Genomic DNA, 26,995 nt, shown 5'->3' on the forward strand with positions numbered 1-26,995 from the left:
AGGAGTGTTTGCATGTCTTTGCTTTCTAATTCACTGCGGTTAGGTGTAATCGGCACAGGCGCCATCGGCCGTGACCATATACGTCGTTGCAGCCAGACCCTGCTCAACAGCCAGGTGGTGGCGGTCACCGACATCAACCTTGAGCAGGCCGCCAAGGTGGTCGCGGACTTGAAGCTGGACGCAGAGGTGTACCCGGACGGCCATGCACTGATCAGCTCGCCGCAGGTCGAAGCGGTACTGGTGACGTCCTGGGGCCCAAGCCACGAAGACTTCGTACTGGCCGCCATCGCCGCCGGCAAACCGGTGTTCTGTGAAAAGCCCCTGGCGGTCACTGCCGAAGGCTGTCGCAAGATCGTCGAAGCCGAAGTCGCCCATGGCAAACGCCTGGTGCAAGTGGGGTTCATGCGTCCGTATGACGAAGGCTATCGTGCCTTGAAAGCGGTGATCGACAGCGGCCAGATCGGCGAGCCGCTGATGCTGCACTGCGCGCACCGTAACCCCACGGTGGGCGAGAACTACAACACCGGCATGGCGATCACCGACACCCTGATTCATGAGCTGGATGTGTTGCGCTGGCTGCTCGACGACGACTACGTTTCCGTGCAGGTAGTGTTCCCGCGCAAGACCAGCAAGGCCATGGCCCACCTGCGCGACCCGCAGATCGTACTGCTGGAAACCGCCAAGGGCACGCGTATCGACGTGGAAGTGTTTGTGAACTGCCAATATGGCTACGACATCCAGTGCGAAGTGGTGGGGGAGACCGGTATCGCCAAGCTGCCGGAGCCGTCCCAGGTGCAACTGCGCAGTGGTGCGAAGCTGTCCAACGCGATCCTGATGGACTGGAAGGACCGCTTTATCGGCGCCTATGACGTGGAGTTGCAGGCGTTCATAGACAGCGTGCGCGCTGGAAAGCTAGGTGGGCCGTCGGCCTGGGATGGGTATGCGGCGGCGGTGGCGGCGGATGCCTGCATTGAAGCCCAGGGCAGCGGGCAGATTGTGAAAGTCAGCTTGCCGGATCGCCCACACTTCTACAGCTGATCCCAATCTCACAGGTGGAACCTGGTCAATGTGGGAGGGGGCTTGCTCCCGATAGCGGTGGGTCAGTCACCCAGTATGTATCTGATCTACCGCTATCGGGAGCAAGCCCCCTCCCACATTTGGATTGGTTTTCACTTCAAGTCAGGAGTGTATGCATGCGAATTGGACTAGTCGGCTACGGCCACGGAGGGCGCTTCTTTCATGCGCCGCTGATTGCAACGTTGCAAGGCGCGACGTTTGTAGGCGTCGTCACACGCTCAGCCGAACGCCGCCAGCAATTAAGTACCGACCTTCCAGGCGTGAAGGCCTTCGACTCCATCGGCCAGATCGTCGAGGCCGGCGTCGACGCCCTGGTCATCTCCACCACCCTTAAAGGCCGCCCTGCACTGGTCCTGGAAGCCATCGAACACGGCGTAACCGTGGTCAGCGATAAACCCTTTGCCGCCAACGCCGAACAAGCCCAAGCCTTGATCACCGCCGCCGAGCGCCAGGGCTCGCTGCTCAGCGTCTACCAGAACCGGCGCTGGGACTCGGATTACCTGACCCTGCGCAAACTTATCGACGCCGGCGCCCTGGGCAGCATCACCCGGTTTGAATCCCGCGTGGAGCGCTACAGCCCGGATGCTGTGGGCAATGCCAGTGGCGGCGGATGGCTGCGTGACCTGGGCAGCCATCTGGTGGACCAGGCGCTGCAACTGTTCGGCCCGGTGGATCGAGTGTTCGCCCAACTGCACTACACCCCTGAACACCCCAGCGTGGATTACGGTTTTTTTGTTTCCCTGACCCACGCCAGCGGTGTGATTTCACACCTATGGGGCAACGCCTTGCAGAACAGCCAGGCACCACGCTTTCGGGTCAGTGGCAGCTTGGGTTGCTACACCGTCGAAGGCTTGGACGGCCAGGAAGACGCGTTGATGGCCGGTAAATCGCCGAAGACCGAAGGCGAGCATTGGGGGGCCGAGGAACATCGACGCTGGGGCTGGTTCGAACAGGGGCCGGAACGTGAGCGGGTGCCGTCGGAGAAGGGCTGCTGGACCCAGTTCTATCGGCAGTTGCAAGCGGCCGTGCAGGACCAGGGGCCGCTGCCGGTAAGCGCCTATGATGCGCTGGAAACCACCCGTATATTGGACGCCGCGCGCCTGAGTGCCGAGCGCCAGCAGGTGGTTTCGACAAAAATAGAATAAAATTCTAAAACAGGTTGATATGGAAATTATTTTCCAATAAAGTCTTTTCCAGGTTGCATAAAGTCCGTCCCGCACACATTTGGGGCGACTCAACAAAAACAAGATCAAAAACAACCAGGTACCGTCAGATGAAAATCGTCAACGCTGTACTGCGAGTTTTACGCCCCGCCCAAACGCCTCGCGGCCTGCCCCGCGCCCGGCCGTTCTACTTCTCCTTCCTCAATGTGCTGTGCGTCGAAAACCAGGGCGCGCTGCTCTGCTGCATTCCGGGCGCGCCGGTGGTGCGAGTGCCGGCCGAGGCCTGATCAACGCAACGTCCAAAAAAACCAACAAAAAAGTGGAGACAGACCGTTCATGAAGACCCCGATCCGTTTTACCGCGCTGGCCCTGTCCATGCTGCTGGCCAGTGGTGTTGCCGGCGCCGCCGATCTCAAGGTGGGCGTCACGATGTCCGCGTTCGATGACACCTTCCTTACCTACCTGCGCGAAGACATGGACAAGCAAGCCAAGTCCTACCCCAAGGGCGATGGTGTACAACTGCAGTTTGAAGATGCCCGTGCCGATGTGGTCAAGCAACTGAGCCAGGTCGAGAACTTCATCAGCCAGAAAGTCGACGCCATTATCGTCAACCCGGTCGATACCGCCTCGACCAAGAACATCATCAATGCCGCGACCAAGGCGGGCATTCCGCTGGTGTTCGTCAACCGCCGGCCCGACCAGAAAGACCTGCCCAAGGACGTGGTGGCGGTGACGTCCGATGACGTTGAGGCCGGTCGCCTGCAAATGCAGTACATCGCCGAGAAACTCGGTGGCAAGGGCAAGATCGTGATCCTGCTCGGCGACCTGGCGAACAACTCCACCACCAACCGCACCAAGGGTGTGAAGGAAGTACTCGCCAAGTACCCGGACATCAAGATCGAACAGGAACAGACCGGTATCTGGCTGCGGGACAAGGGCATGACCCTGGTCAACGACTGGCTGACCCAGGGCCGCGAGTTCAATGCAGTGCTGGCCAACAACGATGAGATGGCCATTGGCGCATCCATGGCGCTGAGATCGGCCGGCAAGGAAAAGGGCAGCGTGCTGATCGCGGGTGTCGACGGTACGCCGGACGGCTTGAATGCAATCACCAAGGGCGACATGGCCGCTTCCGCGTTCCAGGACGCCAAGGGTCAGGCCGTGGGTTCGGTGGAGGCGGCGCGCAAGATGGCCAGGAACGAGCCGGTCGAGCAGAACGTGATCATTCCGTTCCAGCTGATTACTCCGGACAACGTCGCCCAGTTCAAGTAGCCCTGACATCACAACAATGAACCGGCAGGGCGGTCGTGCCCGCCCTGCTGATGGAGTACCGCCTTATGCTCGCTCATGCCGCTGTTTCGCAGCCTCCCGGTATCCAGCCGTTGCCGCTGGACGAACCCTACCTGTTGGAAATCGTCAACATCAGCAAAGGCTTTCCCGGCGTCGTGGCCCTGGCCGACGTACAACTGCGTGTGCGTCCTGGCACGGTGCTGGCGCTGATGGGCGAGAATGGCGCGGGCAAGTCGACCTTGATGAAAATCATCGCCGGTATCTATCAGCCCGACGCTGGGGAAATCCGCCTGCGCGGCAAGCCCATCGTGTTTGAAACACCGCTGGCGGCACAGAAGGCCGGGATCGCGATGATCCACCAGGAACTCAACCTGATGCCGCACATGAGCATCGCCGAGAACATCTGGATCGGCCGCGAGCAGCTCAACAGCCTGCACATGGTCAACCACCGCGAAATGCACCGCTGCACCGCCGAGTTGCTGGCGCGCCTGCGCATCAACCTCGACCCGGAAGAACAGGTCGGCAACTTGAGCATCGCCGAGCGGCAGATGGTCGAGATTGCCAAGGCAGTGTCCTATGACTCCGACATCCTGATCATGGATGAGCCCACCTCGGCGATCACCGACAAAGAGGTGGCCCACCTGTTTTCGATCATTGCCGACCTCAAGTCCCAGGGCAAAGGCATCGTCTATATCACGCACAAGATGAACGAAGTGTTCGCCATCGCCGATGAAGTGGCGGTGTTTCGCGACGGCCAGTACATCGGCTTGCAACGTGCCGACAGCATGAACAGCGACAGCCTGATCTCAATGATGGTAGGGCGTGAGTTGAGCCAGTTGTTCCCGGTGCGCGAGACGCCCATTGGTGAGCTGCTGCTGTCGGTGCGCGACCTGAGCCTGGACGGCGTGTTCAAGGATGTATCGTTCGACCTGCACGCCGGGGAAATCCTCGGCATCGCCGGGCTGATGGGCTCCGGACGCACCAATGTGGCAGAAACCATTTTTGGCATCACCCCAAGCACCAGTGGGCAAATCACCCTTGACGGCCAGGCGGTGCGTATTACCGACCCGCACATGGCCATCGAGAAAGGCTTTGCGCTGTTGACCGAGGACCGCAAGCTCAGTGGCCTGTTCCCGTGCCTGTCGGTACTGGAGAACATGGAAATGGCGGTGTTGCCGCACTATTCGGGCAACGGCTTCATCCAGCAGAAAGCCCTGCGTGTGTTGTGTGAAGACATGTGCAAGAAGCTGCGGGTGAAAACCCCGTCCCTGGAGCAATGCATCGACACCTTGTCCGGCGGCAACCAGCAAAAGGCCTTGCTGGCGCGCTGGCTGATGACCAACCCACGTCTGCTGATCCTCGATGAGCCGACCCGCGGCATCGATGTGGGCGCCAAGGCCGAGATCTATCGCTTGATCGCTTTCCTCGCCAGCGAAGGTATGGCGGTGATCATGATTTCCTCCGAACTGCCCGAAGTACTCGGCATGAGTGACCGGGTGATGGTGATGCACGAAGGCGAGCTGATGGGCACCCTGGATCGCGCTGAGGCCACCCAGGAAAAAGTCATGCAGCTGGCTTCCGGTATGACCGCGGTCCACTGATCTACAGAATAAGAAGGTGATGGGTTATGAACGCAATAACAGACAACAAGCCGGCGACGGCACCGGTCAAGAACCGTCGACGCATGCCTACCGAGCTGAGCATCTTCCTGGTGCTGATCGGCATCGGCCTGGTGTTTGAACTGTTTGGCTGGATCGTGCGCGACCAGAGCTTCTTGATGAACTCCCAGCGCCTGGTGCTGATGATCCTGCAAGTGTCGATCATCGGCCTGCTGGCCATCGGTGTGACCCAGGTGATCATCACCACGGGGATCGACCTGTCTTCCGGCTCGGTACTGGCCTTGTCAGCAATGATCGCCGCGAGCCTGGCGCAGACCTCCGATTTTTCCCGGGCGGTGTTTCCGTCCCTCACCGATTTGCCGGTGTGGATCCCGGTGGCGATGGGCTTGGGCGTGGGGCTGCTGGCCGGGGCAATCAACGGCAGCATCATCGCGGTTACCGGCATCCCGCCGTTTATCGCAACCCTGGGCATGATGGTCTCGGCCCGTGGCCTGGCGCGTTATTACACCGAAGGCCAGCCGGTGAGCATGCTCTCGGATTCCTACACTGCTATCGGCCATGGCGCGATGCCGGTGATTATCTTCCTGGTGGTGGCAGTGATCTTCCATATCGCCCTGCGCTACACCAAGTACGGCAAGTACACCTACGCCATCGGCGGCAACATGCAGGCGGCACGCACCTCAGGGATCAACGTCAAGCGCCACTTGATCATCGTCTACAGCATCGCGGGCCTGCTGGCGGGCCTGGCCGGCGTGGTGGCTTCGGCACGTGCGGCTACCGGCCAGGCGGGCATGGGCATGTCCTATGAGCTGGATGCGATCGCCGCAGCGGTGATCGGCGGCACCAGCCTGGCGGGCGGGGTCGGGCGCATCACCGGCACCGTGATCGGCGCGCTGATCCTCGGCGTGATGGCCAGTGGATTTACCTTCGTCGGCGTGGATGCGTATATCCAGGACATCATCAAGGGCCTGATCATCGTGGTGGCGGTGGTGATCGACCAGTACCGCAACAAGCGCAAGCTCAAGCGCTGAGTGAATCCAAGGGACGAATCAGATCAAATGTGGGAGGGGGCTTGCTCCCGATAGCGCGGGTTCAGTCAATGCATATGCAAGCTGATACTCCGCTATCGGGAGCAAGCCCCCTCCCACATTTAGTCCGGGAGCAGCCACTTTCAACCGTTTGTCTTCTATATAGCTCCACAAACTTGAATTTCTTGCTATAAACGCACTCCGATGACCGTTCGCCAAGCCCGTCCTGGTGCCTTTGGGGGTTAATTGGGAAAAAATGCCTGTCTTTTCAGTTGCTGCGCCCTCAAGTCGGCCTTAGACTGCCGCCCCTCGTAAATTGAGTGCCGGGTGGCGCTTGAAATGGACGGCGCCCTTCCGAGACCTGCAGAGGCCTGCCGGAACGCTCCCTTATTCGCCTTAATGCACGTATTTTTTATAGAGAAATCAATGACAAAGGAAAAGTTGCTGGCCATGCCGGCGGATGACTACATGAATGCCGAACAGCACGCTTTTTTCGAGAAGTTGCTGCAAGACATGAAAGTGGAACACCACGAGCGCATTGAACAGAACCGCATCGCCATTGAAAGCCTGGACACCCCGGCCGACCCGGCTGACGCCGCTTCCGTGGAAGAAGAGCGCACCTGGCTGGTAAATGCCATCGATCGCGACCAGCGCATGCTGCCGCAGCTTGAGCGCGCCTTGGAGCGTATCAAGGAAGATTCCTTTGGCTGGTGCGATGACAGCGGCGAGCCTATCGGCCTCAAGCGTCTGCTGATCAGCCCTACCACCAAGTACTGCATCGAAGCGCAAGAGCGCCACGAGCAGATCGACAAGCACCAGCGTCAAGCCTGACACGGGTGAGGGGGGCGCCTGCCAGTGAGCCGGCCGCCCCGCCTGCAACAGCATCGCGAGAGCATCCGGCCGCGTCCAGCGCGTAGATTGTTGCTGTTTATGCAATGAAGCTATTCCGAAGATAGCTTTTTCCAACTGGAATAAAACCGTAGCATGGCCAACATTGTTAGCAAGCTAACTAATGCTGCGGAGAAGCTCCATGCAAAACAAAGTCGATGTGGCCGTGATGATCGGCAGTGGCGTACCTGAGACCTTGCGTGCTCTGGGCCAGAGAGCTTGCTGGGTGGTATTGCTCAATGGTGAGCAGCGCGGTACCGCCTTCGCCAGCCGCGATGAGGCCGAGGAGTGCAGGACTGCATGGCAAGCGCTGTTGCGCATGGAACAGTCAGACAGCCTGCATTGAATTATTCCTTGGGCGATTCGTGCAACAGTGCGTTGAGGTCGTCCACCGCAGGCGCCCATTCGGCATCTACATGCAATTGTTCCTTGAGGAAACTCGCCTGTTGTTCGCTCCAGAACGGCGCGTCGATGAGTTTGACATCATCCGGCAGGCGATGCTCGGCGGTAAAGCGCTCGATGGCTTCCTGGCTCGAGTCCAGGCCCAGTTGATCGAACAAGGTTTCGAGCGTGGGGGTGGTGGTGTCCATGTCGTACTCCATGCAGTTCAGGTGTGTATGCATGGGAGGCTTGGGGCGCGGCAGAGTTCTATCAGATTGTCAGGAGGTGAGCGCCCCTGAATCCACGGCTGCCTTGAGCGCCTTGGCGGCATCCTTCGCGGCGCTGGCGGCGGCGTCCACGGTTTTGAACCAGCGGTCCTTCTCTACCTGATGCGTAGTGACGGTGGTCAAGGGTGGTTTGGCACGCATTACGATAACTGCTTGAAACTCTCCGTCTACTTCCCTGGCATCGCCATGGATAAAAAATTCGCCAATATCAAATTCCGTCACGTATAGCCTTCCCTTCAAGGTAACTGCACTGATGAAACCTGACCCGCAGGGGGCAAACTTCAATGGACGGGCCAGTATGGCAGTTGTTGAAGGGCGACGGCGCGGTAAAGTCATCCAGGTGACGAAACGAGTGTGTCACACAGGGCTTGCAACTTGGCTTCCAGGGTCTTGGCCAGTTCGCAGGCCTTGTTATGATCGGTGCGAAACCCCTTGATCCGGCCACTGGGTACTTCAAGGATGTGGAAAAAGTTCTTCCCGGCCGGTACAACTTGATAAATGACCGAGTTGGAGTACCCCTGAGGGTTATGCAGGCAGTAATATTGGCGTTCTTCTGACCATGATGAACGCTTGTGGAAAGACGCAGCATCGTGTTGACGTCGTTGCATGCTCAGCTCCTGTCGATCTTGTTGGCCTGTCAGTGGCGTTTCGGGTGGTTTAACCTGGGTTGCTGTTTTAGTATTGTCGTCGGCAGTTCGCGACTGGTTCCATGCGCGGTTATTTTTTTGCTTTGGGCGTCGGAAAACTGCATTTTCGATTGGGTTATTCTCTGAAGTTGCTCGACTTGTATTCTCGGGTCGCTAAACCTGTGATTTGCTGTGCTACCGGATGACCTTGATTGAGGTCCACCGCGGCTGTATGTACCAGCCTTGTAGGTTATCTTCAGTTTTTAACGAATGGGTGATCGTGCCGTAACGGCCGTTTTTTGTGTTGCCCGCTTCAGCGGCCAGCGCTTTTTTGATGTGGGGACGTTTCCTTGGCAGTCAGTAATCTGGATATGCACGCGTTATTCGTGCTGGGTGATTTGCGCGCAAAGTTGGTCAAGCAGTTTCAATCGCGGTTTGTCTACGTCACCGAGCAAACCCCAGAAGGTATCTATATCGCCGAGATCGATACCGAAACGGCGCTGGTCGTGGATGACAAGCCACGCCTGGAACTCAAGGTGGGCGACCATTTCCGTGCGGCGGTGTTACCCAGCCGCGAAGGTGGCAAGTTCGAACTCAAGTTTCGCGATATCAAGTTGACCGTGTATGGGTTGGGTGATTACGCCTTTGTTTCGTCGGCCGAGGGCCAGGGCATTGTGTTCAAGGAAGGCCACAGCGTGATGCTGGTATTTGCCGCCCATGAACAATTGCAGGAAGGCCTGACCAAGACTTTGAAAGCCGTGACCGGCAAGGCCGCCAAATGGCGCAAGGGCGAGCTGGTTACCTTCAAGGCCAGCGAATAACCGATAAACACTTCGTGTACCGATCTGTTCCGGAACCTCTACTACAGTTGCGTTGACTTAACTATTCAGAGGCTTCGCGCATTGGCGGCAAAGCCGTTCGCCATGACTGTGAAGACGCGAGGTGCAACGCATGAAGGGATTGAAATCACTGTTGGCAGCGTCCTTGACGGCCTTGAGCTTGTCATTGCCGGTCTCGGCTGCCCAGGCACCGGTGCATTTTGCCGACCTGAACTGGGAAAGCGGCAGCTTGATCACTGAAGTACTGCGCTTTATCGTCGAGAAGGGTTATGACCTGCCTACCGACACTTTGCCTGGTACCACCATCACCCTGGAAACCGCCCTGGCCAAGAATGATATCCAGGTGATTGGCGAGGAATGGGCTGGCCGCAGTCCGGTGTGGGTCAAGGCCGAAGCCGAAGGCAAAGTGGTAGGCCTTGGAGATACAGTCAAAGGCGCCACCGAGGGCTGGTGGGTGCCGGAGTACGTGGTCAAGGGTGACCCATCGAAAAACCTCAAGCCGCTGGCTCCGGACCTGAAAAGTGTCAAGGACCTGGCGCGCTACAAGGATGTGTTCAAAGATCCGGAATCACCAGGCAAAGGTCGCTTTCTTAACAGCCCCATCGGCTGGACCTCCGAAGTGGTCAACAAGCAGAAGCTCAAGGCCTATGGCCTCGACGATAGCTACGTGAACTTCCGCAGCGGTTCGGGCGCGGCGTTGGATGCGGAAATTGCGTCTTCGATCCGCCGGGGCAAGCCAGTGCTGTTCTATTACTGGTCACCCACCCCATTGATGGGGCGTTATAAATTGATCCAGCTGGAAGAACCGCCGTTCGATGCCGATGCGTGGAAGACCCTGACCGACGCGGACAACCCTGATCCCAAGCCCACGCGCTCGTTGGCATCCAAATTGAGCATTGGCGTATCGACGCCGTTCCAGCAGGAACATCCGCAGATTGCCCAGTTCTTCGAGAAGGTCGAGTTTCCCATTGAACCGCTTAACAAAGCCCTGGCGAAGATGAGCGAAAACCACACGGCACCACGGGAAGTGGCCCAGGTGTTCCTCAAGGAGCATCCTGAGGTGTGGAAGGCGTGGTTGACGCAAGATGTAGCGCAGAAGGTTGAGGCGAGTCTCAAGTAACCGATAGTCTTGATGTGGGAGGGGGCTTGCTCCCGATAGCGGTGTATCAGCTTGCATATGCATTGACTGAACCACCGCTATCGGGAGCAAGCCCCCTCCCACAGTTGGCTGCATTTCAGGCTCAGAACTTGGTTTGCACCGCTACCTCAAACGTTCTCGGCGACCCCAGGTAATACGCCGGCGATACATGGGCAAACTCGGCATACACCTCATTGGTCAAGTTGCGCACGCGCCCGGTCACCGAGGTGTGGGCGTCCAGCTTGTAGCGCAGGAAGGTGCCGAACAGCGTGTAGGCCGGTACCGCCTGGGTGTTGGCATTGTCCGCATACACCTGGGCGACATACCGCGCATCCACACCCCCTTGCCAATCCTCGGAAAAATCATAGGTCAACCACAGGTTGCCCACGCGCCTGGGCACGTTGGTCGGCGTATTGCCCTTGCGTGACACCACTGCGCCACTGGCCATTTTCTCATTGAATTCATCGTACTCGGCGTCGACCCAGGCGAAGTTGCCTTCAGCCAGCAACCTTGGCGTGATACGCAGTGAGCTGGCCAATTCGATGCCCTTGGACGACTGCGCGCCCACCGGGATGCTGTTGGTCGGATCCAGCGGGTCGGTGACGGCAAAGTCTTTGCGTTCGATCTTGTAGGCCGCGACCGTGGCGGAACCGCGACCGTCCAGGTAGTCGAACTTGCTGCCGATCTCCCATTGCTTGCCGGTGGACACATCGAACACCTGGGTAGTGGTATTGGGCTGTTCTACGGCGGTGCTGTATTGCACGTAAACATTGGCCGACGGGATGAATTGATAAGTCAGGCCCACACGCCCCGTCAGCGGTTCCCAGCTGCGCTTGAAGTGCCGTGGGTTAGTGGCGGTGACCGTGCGGTGGTTGGTCACGTCCATGTCGATGGCGTCATATCGCAGGCCGGTCAGCAGCGAGAGCTTATCCGTCAGCCCCAGGCGGTTTTCCACGAACAGTGCCTTGGTGGTCACCTGGTTGGTCTTGTCCTTGACGAAACCCGGGCGGGTGCCGGGGATGTCATAGAAGTGTCCCGGGTCATAGTTGTTCGGGTCCACGGTACTTTTTCCCGGCACGTTCAAGGGGCTGTTGGTGGTGCTGTTGACCTTGTACTCAAAACCGCCGGACCAGGTGGTGGAGAGGCCGAAAATCCTGTTGTCATGACGCAGTTCGAGCTGGTTGCCGTTCTGTTGGCCCTGATGCCGCACCTGATAGGCGGTCGAGCGGTTCACCGCGCTGTTATCGGCGTTGTACTGGTAGGTCTCCAGGTTGCGGTAGTCGCGCTGGCTGTCGAGGTGATAGAGGGTGTTTTTCAGTGTGGTGCTGTCGTTTATCCGGTAGTCGATGATCGACCGTGCCCAGATCGTGCGCTGTTCGTAACGACCGTCGGCGACGTTGTAATTGTTGAAGCGATTGTGCTTGTCGATCTTAAGTTCGCCGACCTTGGGGTTGAGCACCGGCGTGCCCCAATAGGGGCTGTCTTCATGCTCGTCCTGATATTCCAGGGCCAGGGTGTGGGACAGGTCGGGGGTCAAGTCGCTGAGCAGCGAAAATGCCAAACTCCAGGCATCTCGTTGATCGCGGTCGATATAGCTGTGGTTGGTGTTGCGGCTCACGTCCAGGCGTGCGTAGTGCTGCACCTCGGCACCAGGATCGGTCAGCGCATGGTTGAGGCCGAACGCCATGCCCGCGGTGTCGTAGCTGCCATAGGTCAACTGGCCTTCGACAGCCTGTTCCTCACGGCTCGCCAGCTTGGTCACGTAGTTCAGCGAGCCGCCCACGGAGCCTGCGCCGTTGATCAAGGAGGAAGGTCCACCCACCAGCTCGACACGGTCATAGATCCACGCATCCACTGGCCGCGCCAGGCCCGTGGCGACATTGATACCGTTGAACATCTGGGTAATCTGGCTGCTGGTAAACCCTCGGTACGAGACAAACCCGCCAAACCCGGGCGGCGCGCTGGCATTGACGCCGGGCAGGGTATTGGCCGCATCGCGGAAGGTCTTGGCGCCATGGCGCTCGATATCGTTGCGATTAGCGATGGCCACCGAGGCCGGGGTTTCCCGCACGCTCAGTCCCAGCCGCGAGGCCATACCGCTGGATTGGTCCAGGGCCAGCCCGGGCTCAACGCTTTGCTCGCCTTCAATGGTGGTCGGTGCCAGCTCAAGGGCCGGGGCGCAGACAGGCAGGCAGCCGAACAGGCCTGCCAGCAGGGGTAGATGTTTCATGGTTGAATCCTGAAAACTTGGCTTGAAAACACACGCACGGCCGCCCGTTCTTCCTCACGGAAACGGTCGGCAATGCAGATCAGAAAGCGCAGGGATCAGGCGAGGGCAGGTGGCGCGCGCGGGTTAGCGGTGGGCCAGGTGAAGCGGGCAGGAATGTCAGCGGCGAGCACGACCGCCGCAGGCGGCGCGTGGGGTTGTGGCAAAACCGTCACGTTCAGGTGGCTGTTGAGCGCGGGGCCCATGCCGCCGGTCGAACACAACGGGCAACCGAACGCCTTCGACAGCGTTGGCAGGTTCTCATCCGTAGAATTGTTTTGCAGGGGCGCCTGGGTACGCGGATCCACGGTGCAGAACTGGCCGCTGATGCCGTTGAGCTGCATGCCCACCATCTGCCCATGGCCAATACTGCAGGCGAACACATTGAACAGGACGCAGCAGTAAAGCATCCAGGCAATGAGCGAGCGGTCGGCACGGGCGAGTTTCATGGGGCGGCACTTTACCATCAGCTACCGACGAAATGCCTGCAAAAAATCTCAGGGCGACTATCCTGATTCCCACATTTTTCGGGAGCGTCCGCCATGAGTTTTGTCATTGCGCGATGGATTGTCGGGGTTTTTACCTTTATCAGCATGCTGCATCTTTACTGGGCCGCTGGCGGCAAATTCGGCAGCCTGGCGGCGATTCCGCAACTGCCCGGCGAATTTGCCAGCGGGCCGCGACCGGCGTTCAAGCCCTCGGCGCTGGGCACCTTTCTGGTCGCTATGGGGTTGGTGGCAATTGCCTTGCTCGTTTGCCTGCGCGCCGGGTTGTATTTCACGCCGGTGTCCCATGGGGCGTTGCAGTGGGGCATCAGTGCGATTGCGGTGCTGTTCTTTGCCCGGGCGATAGGGGATTCGGAGCTGGTGGGTTTTTTCAAGAAGGTCGGCGGCTCCCGGTTTGCGCGCCTGGATACGTACGTCTACTCGCCGCTGTGCCTGGTGTTGGGTGCCGGGTTGTTGGTGGTGGCCTGGACCTGATCGTCTCAGCTCCAATGTCGGTGGTGCGACGATTCGACTTGCCCCCGCTGAGCATGGGTATCTACACAACTTCTGGTACGCCGCCGGCCCATGTGGGAGGGGGCTTGCCCCGATGGCGGCCTCACAGCCGACCAGTATCTAACTGACGGTCTCGGTCCAAATGTGGGAGGGGGCTTGCTCCCGATGGCGGCCTCACAGCCGACCAGGATGTTCGGTTGGATCGAGTACATGTCCATTGTTTGGGTGACGGCCGCCATTGGTTCCGCCCTTACGGCGGGTCACTTTTGAAAAGCCGGAATGCCGGCCCAGGCAAAAGTAACCAAAACGCTCTTGCCCCACCACTCGGCACCTCGCCCAGGCTCGGTGTGCCCGTAATCCGCCATGGATTTGGGGGGCCGCCGCCACGCGCCATCCATGGCGCGGGGCGGCTAAACCGGCATCCCTGCCGGTTTACCCCCCAAATCCCTGTCGAATTCCGGCCAGCGTGGTTTGACGGGGCGCCTGAGATCAAAAGCAGAGCAAGATCAAGAGCGGCTCGCTTCGCATCGTGGTTACTGACGGTCGCACGTCAGAGTTGTGTAGATACCCATGCTCATCGAGGGCAAGTCGAATCGTCGCACCGCCTCCTTCCACAACAAAGCGCCTAAAGGCCGAGATCTCCCAAACTGCACACCCAGCCCACGCTCCAAACACCCTCCAGACAAAAACACACCTGTCGGTTTTATAGCGCTTGACCTTCCCAATGTGGCAAGCCCGATAAAAACCTTCAGTGTCGATTTGTCTTGAAAATTCCAAGGAGGGTGAACGATGTACGCCAAACCAATAAGCCTGATCACCGGGGCAATGGCCGTGGTGTTGACGCTGGGCGGATGCACAGACAACGCGCCGCCGGCTGCGGCCGCCAAGCCGCCCAGTGTGCCGGTGGCCGAGGTGGTTGCGCGAGCGGTGACACCGTTTGTCGAATACACCGGTTCGTTGACCGCCATTGATCAGGTGGAACTGCGCCCGCGTGTCAGCGGCTATCTGCAAAGTGTCAGCGTGCCCGAGGGCCAGTTCGTGACCAAGGGCAGCCCATTGTTTGTGATTGACCCGCGGGTGTTCCAGGCGGCGTTGAATGCGGCCAAGGCACGTTTGCGCGAGGCCGAGGCCAATGCGGTGCTGGCCCAGGCCGAGCATGGGCGAGCCGAGCAACTGTTCGCCAAGAAGGTGGTGGCGCGTGATCGTCTTGATACCGCCATTGCTGCGTTGAATGCAGGCAGGGCCCAGGTCGAAGCGGCGAGGGCAGCACTGGATGCGGCACAACTGGACCTGAGCTATACCCGTGTCGCCGCGCCCATCAGCGGCCGTATCGACCGTGCCCTCGTTACCGAAGGCAACTACGTGACGCAAGGGGTGACGGCGTTGACGACTATCGTCTCCATTGACCCGTTGCATGTGTATTTCGATGTCGACGAGCGCACGTATCTGCATTCGCTTGCCGCGACGCGGGACCATGCCGGGTCCAAGGGCGAAAAAGCCGCCAAGGTCAGGGTGGCCATGCTCAACGATACGACCTATGCACGGGCCGGGCGGGTGGACTTCCTGGCCAATGCGGCCGACCGCAAGACCGGCACCGTGCGCGTGCGTGCGGTGGTTGACAACCCGGATGGGCGCCTGACTCCCGGGCTGTTTGCCAAGGTCAAGCTGGACACCGGCACCGCCCAACCGCGCGTGTTGATCGCCGACCATTCCATCGGCACCGACCAGGGCCGCCGCTATGTGCTGGTGGTCGGTGAGGGCGACAAGACCGAATACCGCCCGGTCGAACTGGGCCCCGTGGCCGACGGCCTGCGCGTGATCGAACAGGGCCTGCAACCGGGCGAGCGTATTGTCGTCAAGGGCCTGGTGCGCCCCGGCATGCAGGTGACGCCACTGGCCGCCAGCATCGAGGGCAAGCCGCTTGAGGCGCCGCTGACCGTGGGGGGCGTGCAATGAGCTTCCCACGCTTTTTCATTGATCGGCCGATCTTCGCCATTGTCCTATCGGTGTTGATGATGATCGGCGGCATCGTGGCCTTCTTTCATCTGCCGCTGAGCGAATACCCCGCGGTCACGCCGCCCACGGTGCAGGTCACCGCGTCCTATCCCGGGGCCAACCCGCAGGTGATCGCCGAGACGGTGGCGGCGCCATTGGAACAGGTGATCACCGGGGTCGAGGGCATGCTGTACATGACCTCGCAGTCGGCCACCGACGGCCGCATGATCCTGACCGCGACCTTCGCCCAGGGCACCAACGCCGATATGGCGCAGATCCAGGTGCAGAACCGTGTGTCGCGGGCCTTGCCGCGCTTGCCCGAGGAGGTGCAGCGCCTCGGCGTGGTCACGCAAAAGACCTCGCCGGACATCCTCATGGTGGTTCACCTGCTGTCCCCCGACAAACGTTATGACCCGCTGTACATTTCCAACTATGCCTATCTCCAGGTGCGTGACGAGCTGTCGCGCCTGCCGGGGATCAACGACGTGCTGGTATGGGGCGCGGGCGAATACAGCATGCGCTTGTGGCTCGACCCGGACCTGATCGCCGCCCGTGGCTTGACTGCCGGCGATGTGATTGCCGCGGTACGCGAGCAGAACGTGCAAGTGGCGGCCGGCTCCGTCGGCCAGGCACCGGATTCCAGCGCGGCCTTCCAAGTCACGGTCAATACCCTCGGGCGGCTGACGGATGAAGAGCAATTTGGCGACATCATCATCCGCACCGGCGATAACGGCCAGGTTACGCGCCTGCGTGATGTGGCCCGTATCGAAATGGGTGCCGACGCCTACGCGCTGCGCAGCCTGTTGGACGGCGAGCCGGCGGTGGCCTTGCAGATCATCCAGAGCCCGGGGGCCAACGCCCTCGATGTGGCCCAGGCGGTGCGCGATACCATGCAGCGCCTGCAGGCCAACTTCCCGGAAGGGCTGGAGTCGCGGATTGCCTATGACCCGACGGTGTTTGTGCGCGCTTCGCTGGAGTCAGTCGCGATCACCCTGATGGAAGCGATCCTGCTGGTGGTCATCGTGGTGGTGGTGTTCCTGCGTAACTGGCGCGCGTCGCTGATCCCATTGATGGCCGTGCCGGTATCGATCATCGGCACCTTCGCGGTCATGCACCTGATGGGCTTCTCCCTGAATACCTTATCGTTGTTCGGCCTGGTGTTGTCGATCGGCATTGTGGTCGACGATGCCATCGTGGTGGTCGAGAACGTCGAGCGGCATATCGAAAACGGCGAGGAGCCCACGCAAGCTGCGCGGCGTGCGATGGGCGAGGTCACCGGCCCCATCATTGCGATTACCTCGGTGCTGGCTGCAGTGTTCATCCCCACGGCGTTCCTCAGTGGATTGCAAGGTGAGTTCTACCGGCAATTTGCGCTGACCATCGCAATTTCGACGATCCTCTCGGCGATCAACTCGTTGACTCTCAGCCCGGCGCTGGCCGGCCTGTTGCTGCGCCCACGAGGTGCCGCCGTGGTGCATGATCCGCGCAGCCTGCGCGGTCGTGCCGCGCACCTGCTGGAGCTGTTGGGCCGGCCGTTCCAGCGGGCGCCGCAGGCGTACGGCAACACAGTGCGCAAGGTTGTCGGTCGTCGTGGCGTGGCGCTGGTTGCCTATTGCGGATTACTCGCGCTGACCTGGTTCGGCTTCAACGCTGTGCCGGCGGGTTTTGTGCCGATGCAAGACAAATACTACCTGGTCGGCATTGCCCAATTGCCCAACTCGGCCTCGCTGGATCGTACCGATGCGGTGGTGCGGCAAATGTCGAAAATCGCCCTGGACGAACCGGGAGTGGAAAGCGTGGTGGCGTTCCCGGGACTGTCGGTCAACGGCTTCGTCAACGTACCGAATGCGGCGGTGATGTTCGTGATGCTCGATCCGTTCAAGGAGCGAACCTCGCCGGACATGGCCGCGGTCGCCATCGCCGGGCGCCTGCAAGCCAAGTTCGCGAGCATTCCCGACGGTTTCCTCGGCGTGTTCCCGCCGCCACCGGTGCCTGGCCTTGGCGTCACCGGTGGTTTCAAGCTGCAGGTCGAGGACCGTGGCGGAGTAGGGCTTGAGGCGTTGGTGCAGCAGACCCAGGTGCTGATGACCAAAGCCACCGAGTCGGGCCAGGTCGCCGGCTTGATGACCAGCCTGGACGTCAACGCGCCGCAGCTGAATGTCGATATCGATCGCACCCAGGTCAAGAGCCAGGGTGTGCGGCTGGCGGATGTGTTCGAGTCACTGCAGGTCTACCTCGGTTCGCTGTATGTCAACGACTTCAACCGTTTCGGCCGCACCTACAAGGTCACCGCCCAGGCCGATGCGGACCACCGCATGCAGGCCGAAGCCATTGGCCGCCTGCAAGTGCGCAATGCGGCCGGGGACATGCTGCCGTTGTCGGCGTTTGTCACCGTCACCCCGGGTTCCGGCCCTGATCGTGTGATTCACTACAACGGTTACCCCTCGGCGGATATCTCCGGCGGGGCGATGCCGGGCGTCAGCTCAGGCCAGGCCGTGGCGCTGATGGAGCGCCTGGCGCAGGAGGTGCTGCCCGAAGGTGTGACCTATGAATGGACGGACTTGACCTACCAGCAAAAGCTCGCCGGGTCATCGGCGCTGTTTATTTTCCCGCTGTGTGTGTTGCTCGCTTATCTGATCCTCGCGGCGCAGTACAACAGCTGGCTGCTGCCGCTGGCGGTCTTGCTGATTGTGCCCATGTGCCTGCTCAGCGCGATCATCGGCGTATGGCTGGTGGATGGCGACAACAACGTGTTCGTGCAGATCGGGCTGGTGGTACTGGTCGGGCTGGCGGCGAAGAACGCCATCCTGATTGTCGAGTTTGCCCGCAGTCTCGAAGCCGAGGGCGCAAGCCCGTTGGAGGCGGTTATCCACGCCTGCCAACTGCGCTTGCGGCCGATCCTGATGACCTCACTGGCGTTCATCGCCGGTGTGGTGCCGCTGGTATTTGCCAGCGGTGCCGGGGCCGAGATGCGCCATGCCATGGGGGTCGCGGTGTTTGCCGGCATGCTCGGGGTGACGCTGTTCGGGCTGTTCCTCACCCCGGTGTTCTACGTGGTGATGCGCAGCCTGGCGCTGCGCGTGGAGCGTCAGGGTTCGAGTCCGAAGTTGCAGTTGGAGGAGCGTGCATCATGAGACTGTCTTATCCAGCGTTTCTGTTGCCGTTGCTGATGATGGCCGGCTGCGTCTCGGTGGGGCCTGATTATTCCGCCCCTGTGTTGCCTGCCGCGCAGCGCCCGGCGAGCTTCGGTGCGCCCGTCGCCGGTCTCGGTACCTCCGAGGTCGAGGCGCAGTGGTGGCAGGTGTTCGACGAGCCGGCACTCAGCCAGTTGATCCGGCAGGCGTTGGCGGCCAACCACGATATCGGCATCGCCGCCGCGCGCCTGGACGAAGCCAAGGCGATGCTGCGCGAAAGCCGCCAAGGGTTCTTGCCCAGCGGCGGTGCCGCCCTCGGTTATGAGCACCGACGGCGCAGTGAGGTCGAGACGCCATACGGCGAGCAGCGCTCCATTGAAACCACCCGTGCGGCCCTGGATGCGGCCTGGGAAATCGACCTGTTTGGCCGCGTGCGACGCTCGGTCGAGGTCGCGCAGGCCCAGGCCGGGTCACGCCAGGCGCTGCTGCGCAGTGTGCAGGCGAGCGTCGCGGCCACCGTTGCCGCCACCTGGTTCGAACTGCAAGGAATCGAAGCCGAACAAGCGGTGGTCGCTGACATCAGCCAGAGCCAGCGCGACAGCCTGGGCCTGGTGCAGCATCTGCTCAGTGTCGGCGCTGCCACCGAGTTCGACCGGTTACGTGCCGAGGCTTTGCTGCGCAATGTCGAAGCGGTAGCGCCCGACCTTGAGCGGCGTCGCGCAACCTCCACTAACGCGTTGGCGGTGCTGCTGGGGCAGGTGCCGCAAGGGTTCAAGCCACCGCAGGCCAGGCCCGGTCGTGAGTCTTTGAGCCTGCGCACCCTGCAAGTCGGTGACCCGGCCGGCTTGATGGCCCGGCGCGCCGATATTGCCGCGGCCGAACGCACCCTGGCGGCTGAGACCGCGCAAATAGGCGTGGAAACCGCCGGTCTGTATCCGGATATCCAGGTGCAGGGCTCCATCGGGCTACTGGCCGGAAGCCTCGGCTCCCTCGGCGATGCAGGCATGCAGTCGAACTTTATCGCCCCGGTGATTCGCTGGTCGCTGCTGGACACCGGGCGTGTGCGTGCGCGGATCGCCGCCAGCGAGGCGCGTACCCAGGCGGCGTTGATTGCCTACGACCAGACCGTATTGCGTGCCCTGCAGGAAACCGACGATGCGTTCCAGGCCAACAGTGCCGCAGGCAGCACCCTGGGCTTGCGGCTGCTGGAGGCCGCGGCCAACCGCGAGGCGGCCAGGTTCGCGCGCACGCGATTTGCCGAAGGCGAGGGCATGTATCTGGATGTGCTTGAGGCCGAACGTGCCGACTTCACCAGCCGCCGTGCGTTAACGGCGGCGCGCACCCAGCAGCGCTTGGCGGTGGTCGGGATCTACAAAGCGCTGGGCGGTGGCTGGCAGATTTGTGAACAGGCGGGGCAGGCTTGCAGTGGGGCTGCGGCGCTGCGTTAGCCACAGCCGAGCAAAAACACAGCACTGCAGTGCAAATGTGGGAGGGGGCTTGCTCCCGATGGCGGCGGGTCAGTCAGTACATCAGGCATTGACCCACCGCCATCGGGAGCAAGCCCCCTCCCACATTTTGATCTCCACACATAAGGAAAATGACCATCGAAAAGAAATTTCCTACAGGTATTGACCTTGCCACTAGAGGAACCTTTAGCCTTTTCTTCGAGTACGCCAAATCACAAAAACAAGAATCAAGGGGTTATCAATGGATACTGCTGCCCTGCAACAACGCCCGAATTCCGATCTGTTCACCACGGCTTCGACGCTGATGGTCAATGCCCTGGAACCCGGCGCCCATTACGCCCAGGTCACCCGCGCGCTGGAAGCACTGCTCGCGCTGACCCGGCAAGGCTTGTCGGGGGATGCCGATGCCTACGCCCGCTACCAGGCAGCCCTGCTGCAGCTGCACATTCCGGGCGATCCACGTACTGAGCCGACCCGCCGTTGGATGGCCAGTGAGGTCTACCGCGTCGAAGATGAGTTCGCCACCGACCTGCCGGGCTTCACCGCGTTGCCGGTGGATGAGTTCCGACAGTTGGTTGACGCTGAAATCGCCGCTCGCAGCCGGGTCAACCACCCCATGTCGGTGCACCTGTTCCAAGGTACGCCGCCTGTGCAAGACGTGCGTTTCTTCCTGGAACACCACTGGACCCGCTCCTACAACTTCTACAGCCTGCTGGCCGAGCTGGCGTTTCGCTTCGAGGCCATCGAGGATGCCTCGGTGTTCTACCGCAACCTTTACGGTGAAGCGGGGGCCGAGACTCCGCAGCGTTCGCACCCGGCGATGCTGGCCCATCTGATGGAGTATTTCGATATTCCGCTGGCCATCGATTTTCCTGCGTTGCATCCCCTGGAAAAGGCCTACCTGAATAATCGCATTCGCTGCGTGCGCCACACCGATGTCGCCTGGGGCCTCGCGCTGCTCTATGCGGTGGAGTCTGTCAGTTGCGTCAACCACCGGCGCATCTACGAGCTGTTGCAGCGCCTCGACGTTCCAGAGCAGCCCAGCGAATTCCACCGCCTGCACGGCACCCAGGATGAGATCGACACCGAGGAAATGTGGGCGCTGATTGCCAAGTTCGCCGGCGATGAGGGCTTTCAGCGCACGTTCATGCGCGCGCTCAAGCGCCACTTCGAAATCAACAAGGCCTATTTCGACAGCTTGTGGCAGCAGATGCAGGCACAGCGCTTGCCCGCCTGAACCATCCAGCGATCCCAGAACAACAATAATGGAGCACATGATGAGCCCACGTAATTTCTCGCAGCCGCAATTGCAGAATATCCACACCGCCGAAGCCCGCCTGTTGGCCGAAGCGCTGAAGCCGGATGCGACATTCAATCGCATCGAAATTGCCGCCAATATGCTGCGTGCCCTGTGTGAGTCGGGCCAGCGCGGCGATGCCGCGAACGCGGCGCAGTGCCAGCAATTGCTGTACATCCTGTCGCTGAGCGATGACGTCGCCACCGCCTCGACCCGACGCTGGCTGGCCAACGCCATCTATAGCGTGCAAGAGCGTTTCATGCCGTCTGCGGACCTGGCCTCGCCGTTGTCCGAGGCCGCGTTCCAGCAACGCCTGGAAGAGCAGATTGCTGCGCAGTCACGGGAAAACCACCCGATGTCGCAGTATGTGTTCGAGGGCAAGGCGTCCCGCGAGCAACTGCAGGTGTTCCTGCGCCACCAGTGGTTTCGCACCTACCGGCTATACCGGGATGCCGCCGATCTGTTAGTCAACCTGACCGATGTTGACGAGGCGGCCGCCCTTGGCCGTTATCTCTACGGCGAGCTGGGCGAAGAGGACGAACAGCGCTCCCATCCCCGGCTATTGGCCAAGCTTCTGGCCGCCATAGGTCTGACTGCGGATTTCGAAGCCATCTCGACGATGCCCGAGGAAATCGCCTACCTGAATAACCGTGCCCGCTGTTTCCGCAACCCCGATGTCGGCTGGGGCCTGGCGGTGTTCTACATCACCGAGCTGGTGGTGCCCGGCAACCACGGCAAGTTGTACAACGCCTTGCGCAATGCGGGCTTGAGCCAGGACGACGCGGAGTACTACGAAGTGCATATCAGCCTGGTGCCGCCACGGGCCAAGCGTGAATGGGCACTGATTGCACGGCGTATCCCGGACCTGGGTTTCCAGAATGCCTTTCTCACGTCCCTGGCCGAGCACTTCCGGCTGGAGCGGGCCTATTACGACGCGGTCTGGGAAGCAATGCAGCGCGTGAAGTAGCCCTCCTTAGGACAACGCGAGTAACCCGACATGCCGAGTCATATCACTGAATCCCGTATCCACGGGGGCGCTTACTCGTCCCCGGAATTTGCCGCGATCTTCTCTGATGCCAATCAGGTGCAGAAGTGGCTCGATGTAGAAACAGCGCTGGCGGCGACCCAGGCGCAGATGGGCATCATTCCACAAGAGGCTGCACGGGAAATCGCCCGAGTGGCCAGTGTGGAGCTGCTGGATCTCGACGCCCTGGGACGCCAGAGCATGGAGACCGGGCATATCCTGGTGCCGACGCTTCGCGCCCTGGAAGCCTTGTGTGCCGATGGCTGGGGTGAGTACGTGCATTACGGCGTGACCACCCAGGACATCCTCGACACTGGGCTGATCCTGCAAGTGCGCGATGCCTGGGGCCTGGTGTTGCAGCGCTTGCACGCGATCCGTGGACATTTGCTCACGCTCGCCCTGCGACATAAGCACACGCCGATGGTCGCCCGCACCCATGGGCAACAAGCATTGCCCACCACGTTTGGCTACAAGGTCGCGGTGTGGGTCGATGAGATCGATCGCCACCTCGAGCGCTTTGACGAGGCGTATGCCCGGGTCATGGTGGGCAACCTGACCGGCGCCGTGGGCACCCTGGCGGCGCTTGGCCCGCAGGGTTTGGAGGTGCAGCGCCGCACCCTGGAAAGTCTCGGCCTGGGGGCACCGTTGAGCAGTTGGCACAGCGCCCGGGACCGCATTCTGGAGGCGGCGTGGCTGCTGGTCCAGGCGTCGGCGACCCTGGGCCGCGTCGCCAATGAGATCTACCATCTGCAGCGCACCGAGATCGATGAAGTGCGTGAAGGCCGCCGGGCAGGGCAGGTGGGAAGCAGCACCATGCCCCACAAGCAGAACCCATCGACGGTGGATCTGATCAGTGCCCTGTCGCGGCTGGTACGTGCGCAGATGCTTGCCCTGACCGATGCGGCATTCCAGTTGCATGAGCGCGACGGCACCACGTGGCGCATTGAATGGGCGGCTTTGCCGGAGCTGTTTATCTACGCCGGTGCCTTGCTCGCCCGCATGGAGGGCGTGCTGCTGGCTGGTTTGGAAGTGCGCGAAACGCGCATGCGCAGCAACCTCGAGATGCTCGGCGGGCTGATCCTGTCGGAGCGCATCATGCTCGCGCTGGCGCCACGGTTCGGCAAGCAGACGGCTCATCAGCTGGTCCACGAAATAGCCCAGCGGGCCCAGGTCGAGGGTCGTCCTTTTCGCGAAGCTCTGCTCGGCGACTCGCGCCTGCACGGCTGTTTCAGTCGCCAAGTGCTGGACGACCTGCTTGACCCGGCGGCCTACACCGGGCTGGCGGCAGACATGGTCGACCTGGTGGCGAATAAAGCGATACCCCGTCTTGAAGGGGTAGAAACCCAAGGCAATACCGGTCAGTCCCAGTACGCAATGGAGGGTATGTGATGGATGCGCAAACGTTGGAAATGGCAGCCCGTGCGTCTTGCACCGCACGTTCGGAACACCCGGGCCTGGGTCATGACGGCGAACAGTGCCGGCATGAACACAGCCACATTCTTGACTCGAAAACCCACGGTTCAGGCTATGCCGGCCCGCAGAGCCGCAAGATCTTTTGCAGCCATTGCCGCCTGCAACGCTGGCTGGATGTGGAAGCCGCACTGGCCATGGCCCAGGCTGATGTCAATATCATCCCGCGTGAGGCGGCCCTGGACATCGAAAAAGCCGCGTTGCTGTCGGGCATCAATGTGCGCCAGTTGGCCGAGGGCGTGGCGGCCACCGGTCATTCGCTGATGCCATTGCTCAGCGCCCTGCAAAAGAACTGCAGCCCGAATGCCCGTGAATACGTGCATTACGGTGCTACCACCCAGGACATCCAGGACACCGCCCAGTCCCTGGAAATGCGCGACGTCCTCGACGCCATGGACCAGGCCCTGGAAACCTTGCTGGGCAAACTGTCGACGCTGGCCGATGCACACCGTGACTCGCTGATGGTCGCCAGAACCCACTCGATCCCGGCGTTGCCGACCACTTTCGGGCTGAAGGTCGCCGGCTGGATCGACGAGCTGCTGCGCCATCGCCAGCGCCTGGCCGAGGCACGCCAGCGCGTGCTGGTGGTGCAACTGTTCGGCGGGGTCGGCACCATGGCCGCGTTCGGTCCGGAGGCGATACCGATGCTGGAGCGTTTTGCCGAGCGCTTGTCATTGCAGGTGCCCTTGACCGGCTGGCACGTGTCCCGTGACCGGGTCGCGGAGTTCGTCAGCACCCTGGCGATGGTCACGGCCTCGTTGGCCCGGGTGGCCGATGAGATCCGTACGCTCAATCGCTGGGAAATCGCTGAAGTGGAAGTGGGCTGGAGCGATCAGCAGATCGGCAGCAGCACCATGCCGCACAAACGCAACCCGGAAGGCTGCGAGCAAGTGGTGGTGCTGGCGCGGCTGGCCAAGGCCCAGGTCATGCTCGCGCTGGACGCGATGATTCTTGAACACGAGCGCGATTACCGCGGCACCCGCCTGGAGTGGTGTGCGGTCGCGGACGTTTCCCACTATGCGCTGATGGCGCTGTCGATCCTCACCGACACCATCGACGGGCTCACTGTGAACGTGCAGAAGATGGAATGTACCGCCCACGCCTACGGCGATGCCATCTGCACCGAAGCCGTGGTGTTCGAAATGGCGCGCAAGCTGGGCAAGAGCAGCGCCTACGAAATCATCTTCGAAGTGTCCCAGGCGAGCCAGCGCAATCATGTGTCGATTCGCACCGCCATCGAGGCCGATGCGCGGGTGGTCGCCGCCATGGACACCGGCGCACTGGCTCGGCTGTTCGAGCCCAGGACCCACCTGGGCATGTCCGACCGCATCGTCGACAACGTGCTGTCCAAACTGGCGGCCCGCTAAGCATTGATCACCCCACAGACTTATCAAGGAGCGACACATGTCAAACGTTATGGCAGTTGATAAAGCCAAGGTGCAACAGTTTTCGGCGCGCATCATGGAGGACTACGGCAACACCCTGCGCGGCGCCATGCTCTATATCGGCGACCAGCTCGGCTTGTTCAAGTCCCTGGCCGACGGCGAGGCGGTGACCCTGGAGGAGCTGGCACAAAAGACCGGCTACAACGCCCGTTACCTGCGCGAATGGCTGGGCAGCATGGTCACCGGCAGCTATGTGACCTACGACGCGCCCACCCGCCGTTACCAGATGCCTGCGGAGTTCGTGCCGGTGCTCGCCGATGAAGACTCGCCGTATTTCGCCGGCGGCATCATTCAGTTGAGCGTGCCGTTCGTGAGCATGGCACCCAAGGTCATCGAAGCGTTCCGTAATGGGGGAGGCTGCGCCGAAGAGGCGTTCCCGCTGGAGACCTGGAAAGGCATGGAGCGCATGACCATGCCTTGGTACAAACACTATCTGGTGCAGCACTGGATCCCTTCCCTGGACGGCGTCGAAGAGAAACTCAAGACCGGCGGCAGTGTCCTTGACTTCGGCTGCGGCGCCGGCCTGGCGGCGATCACCATGGCCAAGGCCTACCCCGAGGCGCGGATTGTCGGCTGCGACTTCCATTTGCCCTCCATCGAGTTGGCGCGGGCCAACGCCGAGGCGGCGGGCGTGGGCGACCGTGTGCAGTTCGAAGTGAATGATTCCGATGCGCTGCGCGGCCAGCAATTCGACTTCGTGACCACCTTCGTGGTGATCCACGACGCCACCGACCCCCAGCAAATGCTCAAGGACCTGCGCGCAGCTACAGCCGCAGACGGCACCTACCTGATGGTCGAACTCAACTTGTCCGAGGAGCTGCACGAGAACATGAACCTGTTCGGCCGGGTGATGTACCCGCAGAGCACGCTCTATTGCATGACTTGTTCGCTGTCCCATGGCGGGGCGGGGCTGGGCGCGTTCATGGGTGAGAAGCGTGCCCGTCAGATGGCGCAAGCCGCCGGGTTCAGCCACTTCCGCAAAGTGCCTTCGGAATGGCCGCCGATGCCGGCGTTGTTCGAACTTAAGCCCTGACCTGGGCCATGCCTGCGACGGCTGCCTGAAGTTCGCACAGTAAGGCAATTTAGTGGCCCCTTTGTAACCAAATCCTCGCCAAAATCGCTTTTATTTTCAGGTGGTTAGGCGAGGATGCAAATGCGCACTGTGGGAATGATGCTGATTGCCTGCTCCCTGGCCGGCGGCGCGGCGGCCGTGCAGGCCAGGGAATTGCGCGAGGGCGACAAGTACATGTGCAGCTGGGGCGCGGGCACTGCTGCCAGGGCCCAGGAACTCAAGCTCTCCGGGGTGTCGCTGTACGCCGCTCGGCAGAAGATCCAAAGCATCAAGTTCAACAAATCGTGGATGCGCATGATGGCCATGGGCATTACCGAACAGACCTATGACAGTCGTTCACGGCTTAAGCCGGAGGCGATTCGCAAGAGTTTTTATCAGGATTGTTTGCGTTATAAGGTGGCGCGTAAATAACCGATTGCCACGCACTGGCGCTTACAAATCCACGACAAACTCAATGTAGGTATTTGCATACAATCACCCACTTCTTCATGG

General features: G+C 61.0%; 25 protein-coding genes. 20 read left to right on the forward strand and 5 right to left on the reverse strand.

Going from position 1 to position 26,995, the window contains the following annotated elements:
* The first annotated feature begins 12 nt into the window (after window positions 1-12).
* From KVH01_RS21715 to KVH01_RS21750, 8 genes are all read left to right on the forward strand, one after another.
* Window positions 13-1,038 carry a Gfo/Idh/MocA family protein gene (locus KVH01_RS21715; protein WP_217882854.1) on the forward strand — a complete coding sequence of 342 codons (1,026 nt, stop codon included), beginning with the start codon at window positions 13-15 and terminating at the stop codon, window positions 1,036-1,038.
* 155 nt (window positions 1,039-1,193) lie between these two features.
* Window positions 1,194-2,222 (forward strand): Gfo/Idh/MocA family protein, encoded by a 1,029-nt coding sequence (locus KVH01_RS21720; RefSeq protein ID WP_217882855.1) that lies wholly within the window; start codon window positions 1,194-1,196, stop codon window positions 2,220-2,222.
* 128 nt (window positions 2,223-2,350) lie between these two features.
* Window positions 2,351-2,527: a hypothetical protein gene (locus tag KVH01_RS21725; protein WP_217882856.1), complete on the forward strand. Its 177-nt coding sequence runs from the start codon at window positions 2,351-2,353 to the stop codon at window positions 2,525-2,527.
* A 49-nt stretch (window positions 2,528-2,576) separates the two neighbouring features.
* The gene (locus KVH01_RS21730; protein ID WP_217882857.1) at window positions 2,577-3,512 is read left to right on the forward strand and encodes a sugar ABC transporter substrate-binding protein; all 936 of its coding nucleotides are present in this window, start codon (window positions 2,577-2,579) and stop codon (window positions 3,510-3,512) included.
* Window positions 3,513-3,577: 65 nt separating this feature from the next.
* A complete protein-coding gene (locus tag KVH01_RS21735) occupies window positions 3,578-5,131 on the forward strand; it encodes a sugar ABC transporter ATP-binding protein (protein ID WP_217882858.1) in 1,554 nt (517 codons plus the stop codon).
* A gap of 26 nt (window positions 5,132-5,157) precedes the next feature.
* A complete protein-coding gene (locus KVH01_RS21740) occupies window positions 5,158-6,180 on the forward strand; it encodes an ABC transporter permease (RefSeq protein WP_003191668.1) in 1,023 nt (340 codons plus the stop codon).
* Window positions 6,181-6,603: 423 nt separating this feature from the next.
* Window positions 6,604-7,008, forward strand: a complete 405-nt coding sequence (locus KVH01_RS21745; RefSeq protein WP_003191666.1) for a TraR/DksA family transcriptional regulator — start codon at window positions 6,604-6,606, stop codon at window positions 7,006-7,008.
* Window positions 7,009-7,207: 199 nt separating this feature from the next.
* Window positions 7,208-7,411: a hypothetical protein gene (locus KVH01_RS21750; protein ID WP_034120025.1), complete on the forward strand. Its 204-nt coding sequence runs from the start codon at window positions 7,208-7,210 to the stop codon at window positions 7,409-7,411.
* Window position 7,412: 1 nt separating this feature from the next.
* Here KVH01_RS21750 and KVH01_RS21755 read toward each other — a convergent pair whose 3' ends face one another.
* From KVH01_RS21755 to KVH01_RS21765, 3 genes are all read right to left on the reverse strand, one after another.
* Window positions 7,413-7,655 (reverse strand): DUF2789 domain-containing protein, encoded by a 243-nt coding sequence (locus tag KVH01_RS21755; RefSeq protein ID WP_034120024.1) that lies wholly within the window; start codon window positions 7,653-7,655, stop codon window positions 7,413-7,415.
* Between the two features lie 69 nt (window positions 7,656-7,724).
* Window positions 7,725-7,955, reverse strand: coding sequence for a hypothetical protein (locus KVH01_RS21760; RefSeq protein ID WP_034120023.1), 231 nt, complete (start codon window positions 7,953-7,955; stop codon window positions 7,725-7,727).
* A 110-nt stretch (window positions 7,956-8,065) separates the two neighbouring features.
* Window positions 8,066-8,341, reverse strand: a complete 276-nt coding sequence (locus KVH01_RS21765; RefSeq protein ID WP_225924315.1) for a hypothetical protein — start codon at window positions 8,339-8,341, stop codon at window positions 8,066-8,068.
* A gap of 389 nt (window positions 8,342-8,730) precedes the next feature.
* On the opposite strand from KVH01_RS21765, the gene KVH01_RS21770 reads away from it, so the two are divergent.
* Window positions 8,731-9,180 carry a hypothetical protein gene (locus KVH01_RS21770; protein WP_043050583.1) on the forward strand — a complete coding sequence of 150 codons (450 nt, stop codon included), beginning with the start codon at window positions 8,731-8,733 and terminating at the stop codon, window positions 9,178-9,180.
* A gap of 130 nt (window positions 9,181-9,310) precedes the next feature.
* On the forward strand, window positions 9,311-10,318 hold the full coding sequence (locus tag KVH01_RS21775) for an ABC transporter substrate-binding protein (protein ID WP_217882859.1): 1,008 nt from the start codon (window positions 9,311-9,313) through the stop codon (window positions 10,316-10,318).
* A 121-nt stretch (window positions 10,319-10,439) separates the two neighbouring features.
* Here the strand turns inward: KVH01_RS21775 and KVH01_RS21780 are convergent, their stop codons facing one another.
* Window positions 10,440-12,566 (reverse strand): TonB-dependent receptor, encoded by a 2,127-nt coding sequence (locus KVH01_RS21780; protein ID WP_217882860.1) that lies wholly within the window; start codon window positions 12,564-12,566, stop codon window positions 10,440-10,442.
* A gap of 95 nt (window positions 12,567-12,661) precedes the next feature.
* Entirely contained in the window at window positions 12,662-13,051 is a 390-nt protein-coding gene (locus KVH01_RS21785) for a DUF2946 domain-containing protein (RefSeq protein WP_043050586.1), read from the reverse strand.
* A 93-nt stretch (window positions 13,052-13,144) separates the two neighbouring features.
* Between KVH01_RS21785 and KVH01_RS21790 the strand changes: the two genes are divergently transcribed.
* The 10 genes from KVH01_RS21790 (at window position 13,145) to KVH01_RS21835 (ending at window position 26,914) form a co-directional block, all read left to right on the forward strand.
* Window positions 13,145-13,582 carry a DUF3995 domain-containing protein gene (locus tag KVH01_RS21790; RefSeq protein WP_043050587.1) on the forward strand — a complete coding sequence of 146 codons (438 nt, stop codon included), beginning with the start codon at window positions 13,145-13,147 and terminating at the stop codon, window positions 13,580-13,582.
* Between the two features lie 807 nt (window positions 13,583-14,389).
* Window positions 14,390-15,556 carry an efflux RND transporter periplasmic adaptor subunit gene (locus KVH01_RS21795; protein ID WP_217882861.1) on the forward strand — a complete coding sequence of 389 codons (1,167 nt, stop codon included), beginning with the start codon at window positions 14,390-14,392 and terminating at the stop codon, window positions 15,554-15,556.
* On the forward strand, window positions 15,553-18,729 hold the full coding sequence (locus KVH01_RS21800; protein ID WP_217882862.1) for an efflux RND transporter permease subunit: 3,177 nt from the start codon (window positions 15,553-15,555) through the stop codon (window positions 18,727-18,729). Before KVH01_RS21795 ends, KVH01_RS21800 begins: the two co-directional genes overlap by 4 nt.
* On the forward strand, window positions 18,726-20,177 hold the full coding sequence (locus KVH01_RS21805; RefSeq protein WP_217882863.1) for an efflux transporter outer membrane subunit: 1,452 nt from the start codon (window positions 18,726-18,728) through the stop codon (window positions 20,175-20,177). Before KVH01_RS21800 ends, KVH01_RS21805 begins: the two co-directional genes overlap by 4 nt.
* 259 nt (window positions 20,178-20,436) lie before the next feature.
* Window positions 20,437-21,432, forward strand: a complete 996-nt coding sequence (locus KVH01_RS21810; RefSeq protein ID WP_217882864.1) for an HOASN domain-containing protein — start codon at window positions 20,437-20,439, stop codon at window positions 21,430-21,432.
* A 40-nt stretch (window positions 21,433-21,472) separates the two neighbouring features.
* On the forward strand, window positions 21,473-22,459 hold the full coding sequence (locus KVH01_RS21815; protein WP_043051409.1) for an HOASN domain-containing protein: 987 nt from the start codon (window positions 21,473-21,475) through the stop codon (window positions 22,457-22,459).
* 30 nt (window positions 22,460-22,489) lie between these two features.
* Entirely contained in the window at window positions 22,490-23,905 is a 1,416-nt protein-coding gene (gene purB, locus KVH01_RS21820) for an adenylosuccinate lyase (protein WP_217882865.1), read from the forward strand.
* Complete coding sequence (locus tag KVH01_RS21825) at window positions 23,905-25,353, forward strand: class-II fumarase/aspartase family protein (RefSeq protein ID WP_217882866.1); 1,449 nt, start codon at window positions 23,905-23,907, stop codon at window positions 25,351-25,353. Before purB ends, KVH01_RS21825 begins: the two co-directional genes overlap by 1 nt.
* Before the next feature lie 37 nt (window positions 25,354-25,390).
* Window positions 25,391-26,464 (forward strand): class I SAM-dependent methyltransferase, encoded by a 1,074-nt coding sequence (locus KVH01_RS21830; RefSeq protein WP_217882867.1) that lies wholly within the window; start codon window positions 25,391-25,393, stop codon window positions 26,462-26,464.
* Between the two features lie 120 nt (window positions 26,465-26,584).
* Window positions 26,585-26,914 carry a hypothetical protein gene (locus tag KVH01_RS21835; protein ID WP_046072302.1) on the forward strand — a complete coding sequence of 110 codons (330 nt, stop codon included), beginning with the start codon at window positions 26,585-26,587 and terminating at the stop codon, window positions 26,912-26,914.
* The last annotated feature ends 81 nt before the right edge of the window (window positions 26,915-26,995 follow it).

Origin of the sequence: Pseudomonas khavaziana (assembly GCF_019145205.1) — a bacterium.
Taxonomy (GTDB): domain Bacteria; phylum Pseudomonadota; class Gammaproteobacteria; order Pseudomonadales; family Pseudomonadaceae; genus Aquipseudomonas; species Aquipseudomonas khavaziana.

Bases quoted from the DNA above. Each gene is read 5' to 3' on its own strand.
- KVH01_RS21715 (WP_217882854.1), top strand. From the start codon at position 13: ATGTCTTTGCTTTCTAATTCACTGCGGTTAGGTGTAATCGGCACAGGC.
- KVH01_RS21720 (WP_217882855.1), top strand. From the start codon at position 1,194: ATGCGAATTGGACTAGTCGGCTACGGCCACGGAGGGCGCTTCTTTCAT.
- KVH01_RS21725 (WP_217882856.1), top strand. From the start codon at position 2,351: ATGAAAATCGTCAACGCTGTACTGCGAGTTTTACGCCCCGCCCAAACG.
- KVH01_RS21730 (WP_217882857.1), top strand. From the start codon at position 2,577: ATGAAGACCCCGATCCGTTTTACCGCGCTGGCCCTGTCCATGCTGCTG.
- KVH01_RS21735 (WP_217882858.1), top strand. From the start codon at position 3,578: ATGCTCGCTCATGCCGCTGTTTCGCAGCCTCCCGGTATCCAGCCGTTG.
- KVH01_RS21740 (WP_003191668.1), top strand. From the start codon at position 5,158: ATGAACGCAATAACAGACAACAAGCCGGCGACGGCACCGGTCAAGAAC.
- KVH01_RS21745 (WP_003191666.1), top strand. From the start codon at position 6,604: ATGACAAAGGAAAAGTTGCTGGCCATGCCGGCGGATGACTACATGAAT.
- KVH01_RS21750 (WP_034120025.1), top strand. From the start codon at position 7,208: ATGCAAAACAAAGTCGATGTGGCCGTGATGATCGGCAGTGGCGTACCT.
- KVH01_RS21755 (WP_034120024.1), bottom strand. From the start codon at position 7,655: ATGGACACCACCACCCCCACGCTCGAAACCTTGTTCGATCAACTGGGC.
- KVH01_RS21765 (WP_225924315.1), bottom strand. From the start codon at position 8,341: ATGCAACGACGTCAACACGATGCTGCGTCTTTCCACAAGCGTTCATCA.
- KVH01_RS21770 (WP_043050583.1), top strand. From the start codon at position 8,731: ATGCACGCGTTATTCGTGCTGGGTGATTTGCGCGCAAAGTTGGTCAAG.
- KVH01_RS21775 (WP_217882859.1), top strand. From the start codon at position 9,311: ATGAAGGGATTGAAATCACTGTTGGCAGCGTCCTTGACGGCCTTGAGC.
- KVH01_RS21780 (WP_217882860.1), bottom strand. From the start codon at position 12,566: ATGAAACATCTACCCCTGCTGGCAGGCCTGTTCGGCTGCCTGCCTGTC.
- KVH01_RS21785 (WP_043050586.1), bottom strand. From the start codon at position 13,051: ATGAAACTCGCCCGTGCCGACCGCTCGCTCATTGCCTGGATGCTTTAC.
- KVH01_RS21790 (WP_043050587.1), top strand. From the start codon at position 13,145: ATGAGTTTTGTCATTGCGCGATGGATTGTCGGGGTTTTTACCTTTATC.
- KVH01_RS21795 (WP_217882861.1), top strand. From the start codon at position 14,390: ATGTACGCCAAACCAATAAGCCTGATCACCGGGGCAATGGCCGTGGTG.
- KVH01_RS21800 (WP_217882862.1), top strand. From the start codon at position 15,553: ATGAGCTTCCCACGCTTTTTCATTGATCGGCCGATCTTCGCCATTGTC.
- KVH01_RS21805 (WP_217882863.1), top strand. From the start codon at position 18,726: ATGAGACTGTCTTATCCAGCGTTTCTGTTGCCGTTGCTGATGATGGCC.
- KVH01_RS21810 (WP_217882864.1), top strand. From the start codon at position 20,437: ATGGATACTGCTGCCCTGCAACAACGCCCGAATTCCGATCTGTTCACC.
- KVH01_RS21815 (WP_043051409.1), top strand. From the start codon at position 21,473: ATGAGCCCACGTAATTTCTCGCAGCCGCAATTGCAGAATATCCACACC.
- purB (WP_217882865.1), top strand. From the start codon at position 22,490: ATGCCGAGTCATATCACTGAATCCCGTATCCACGGGGGCGCTTACTCG.
- KVH01_RS21825 (WP_217882866.1), top strand. From the start codon at position 23,905: ATGGATGCGCAAACGTTGGAAATGGCAGCCCGTGCGTCTTGCACCGCA.
- KVH01_RS21830 (WP_217882867.1), top strand. From the start codon at position 25,391: ATGTCAAACGTTATGGCAGTTGATAAAGCCAAGGTGCAACAGTTTTCG.
- KVH01_RS21835 (WP_046072302.1), top strand. From the start codon at position 26,585: ATGCGCACTGTGGGAATGATGCTGATTGCCTGCTCCCTGGCCGGCGGC.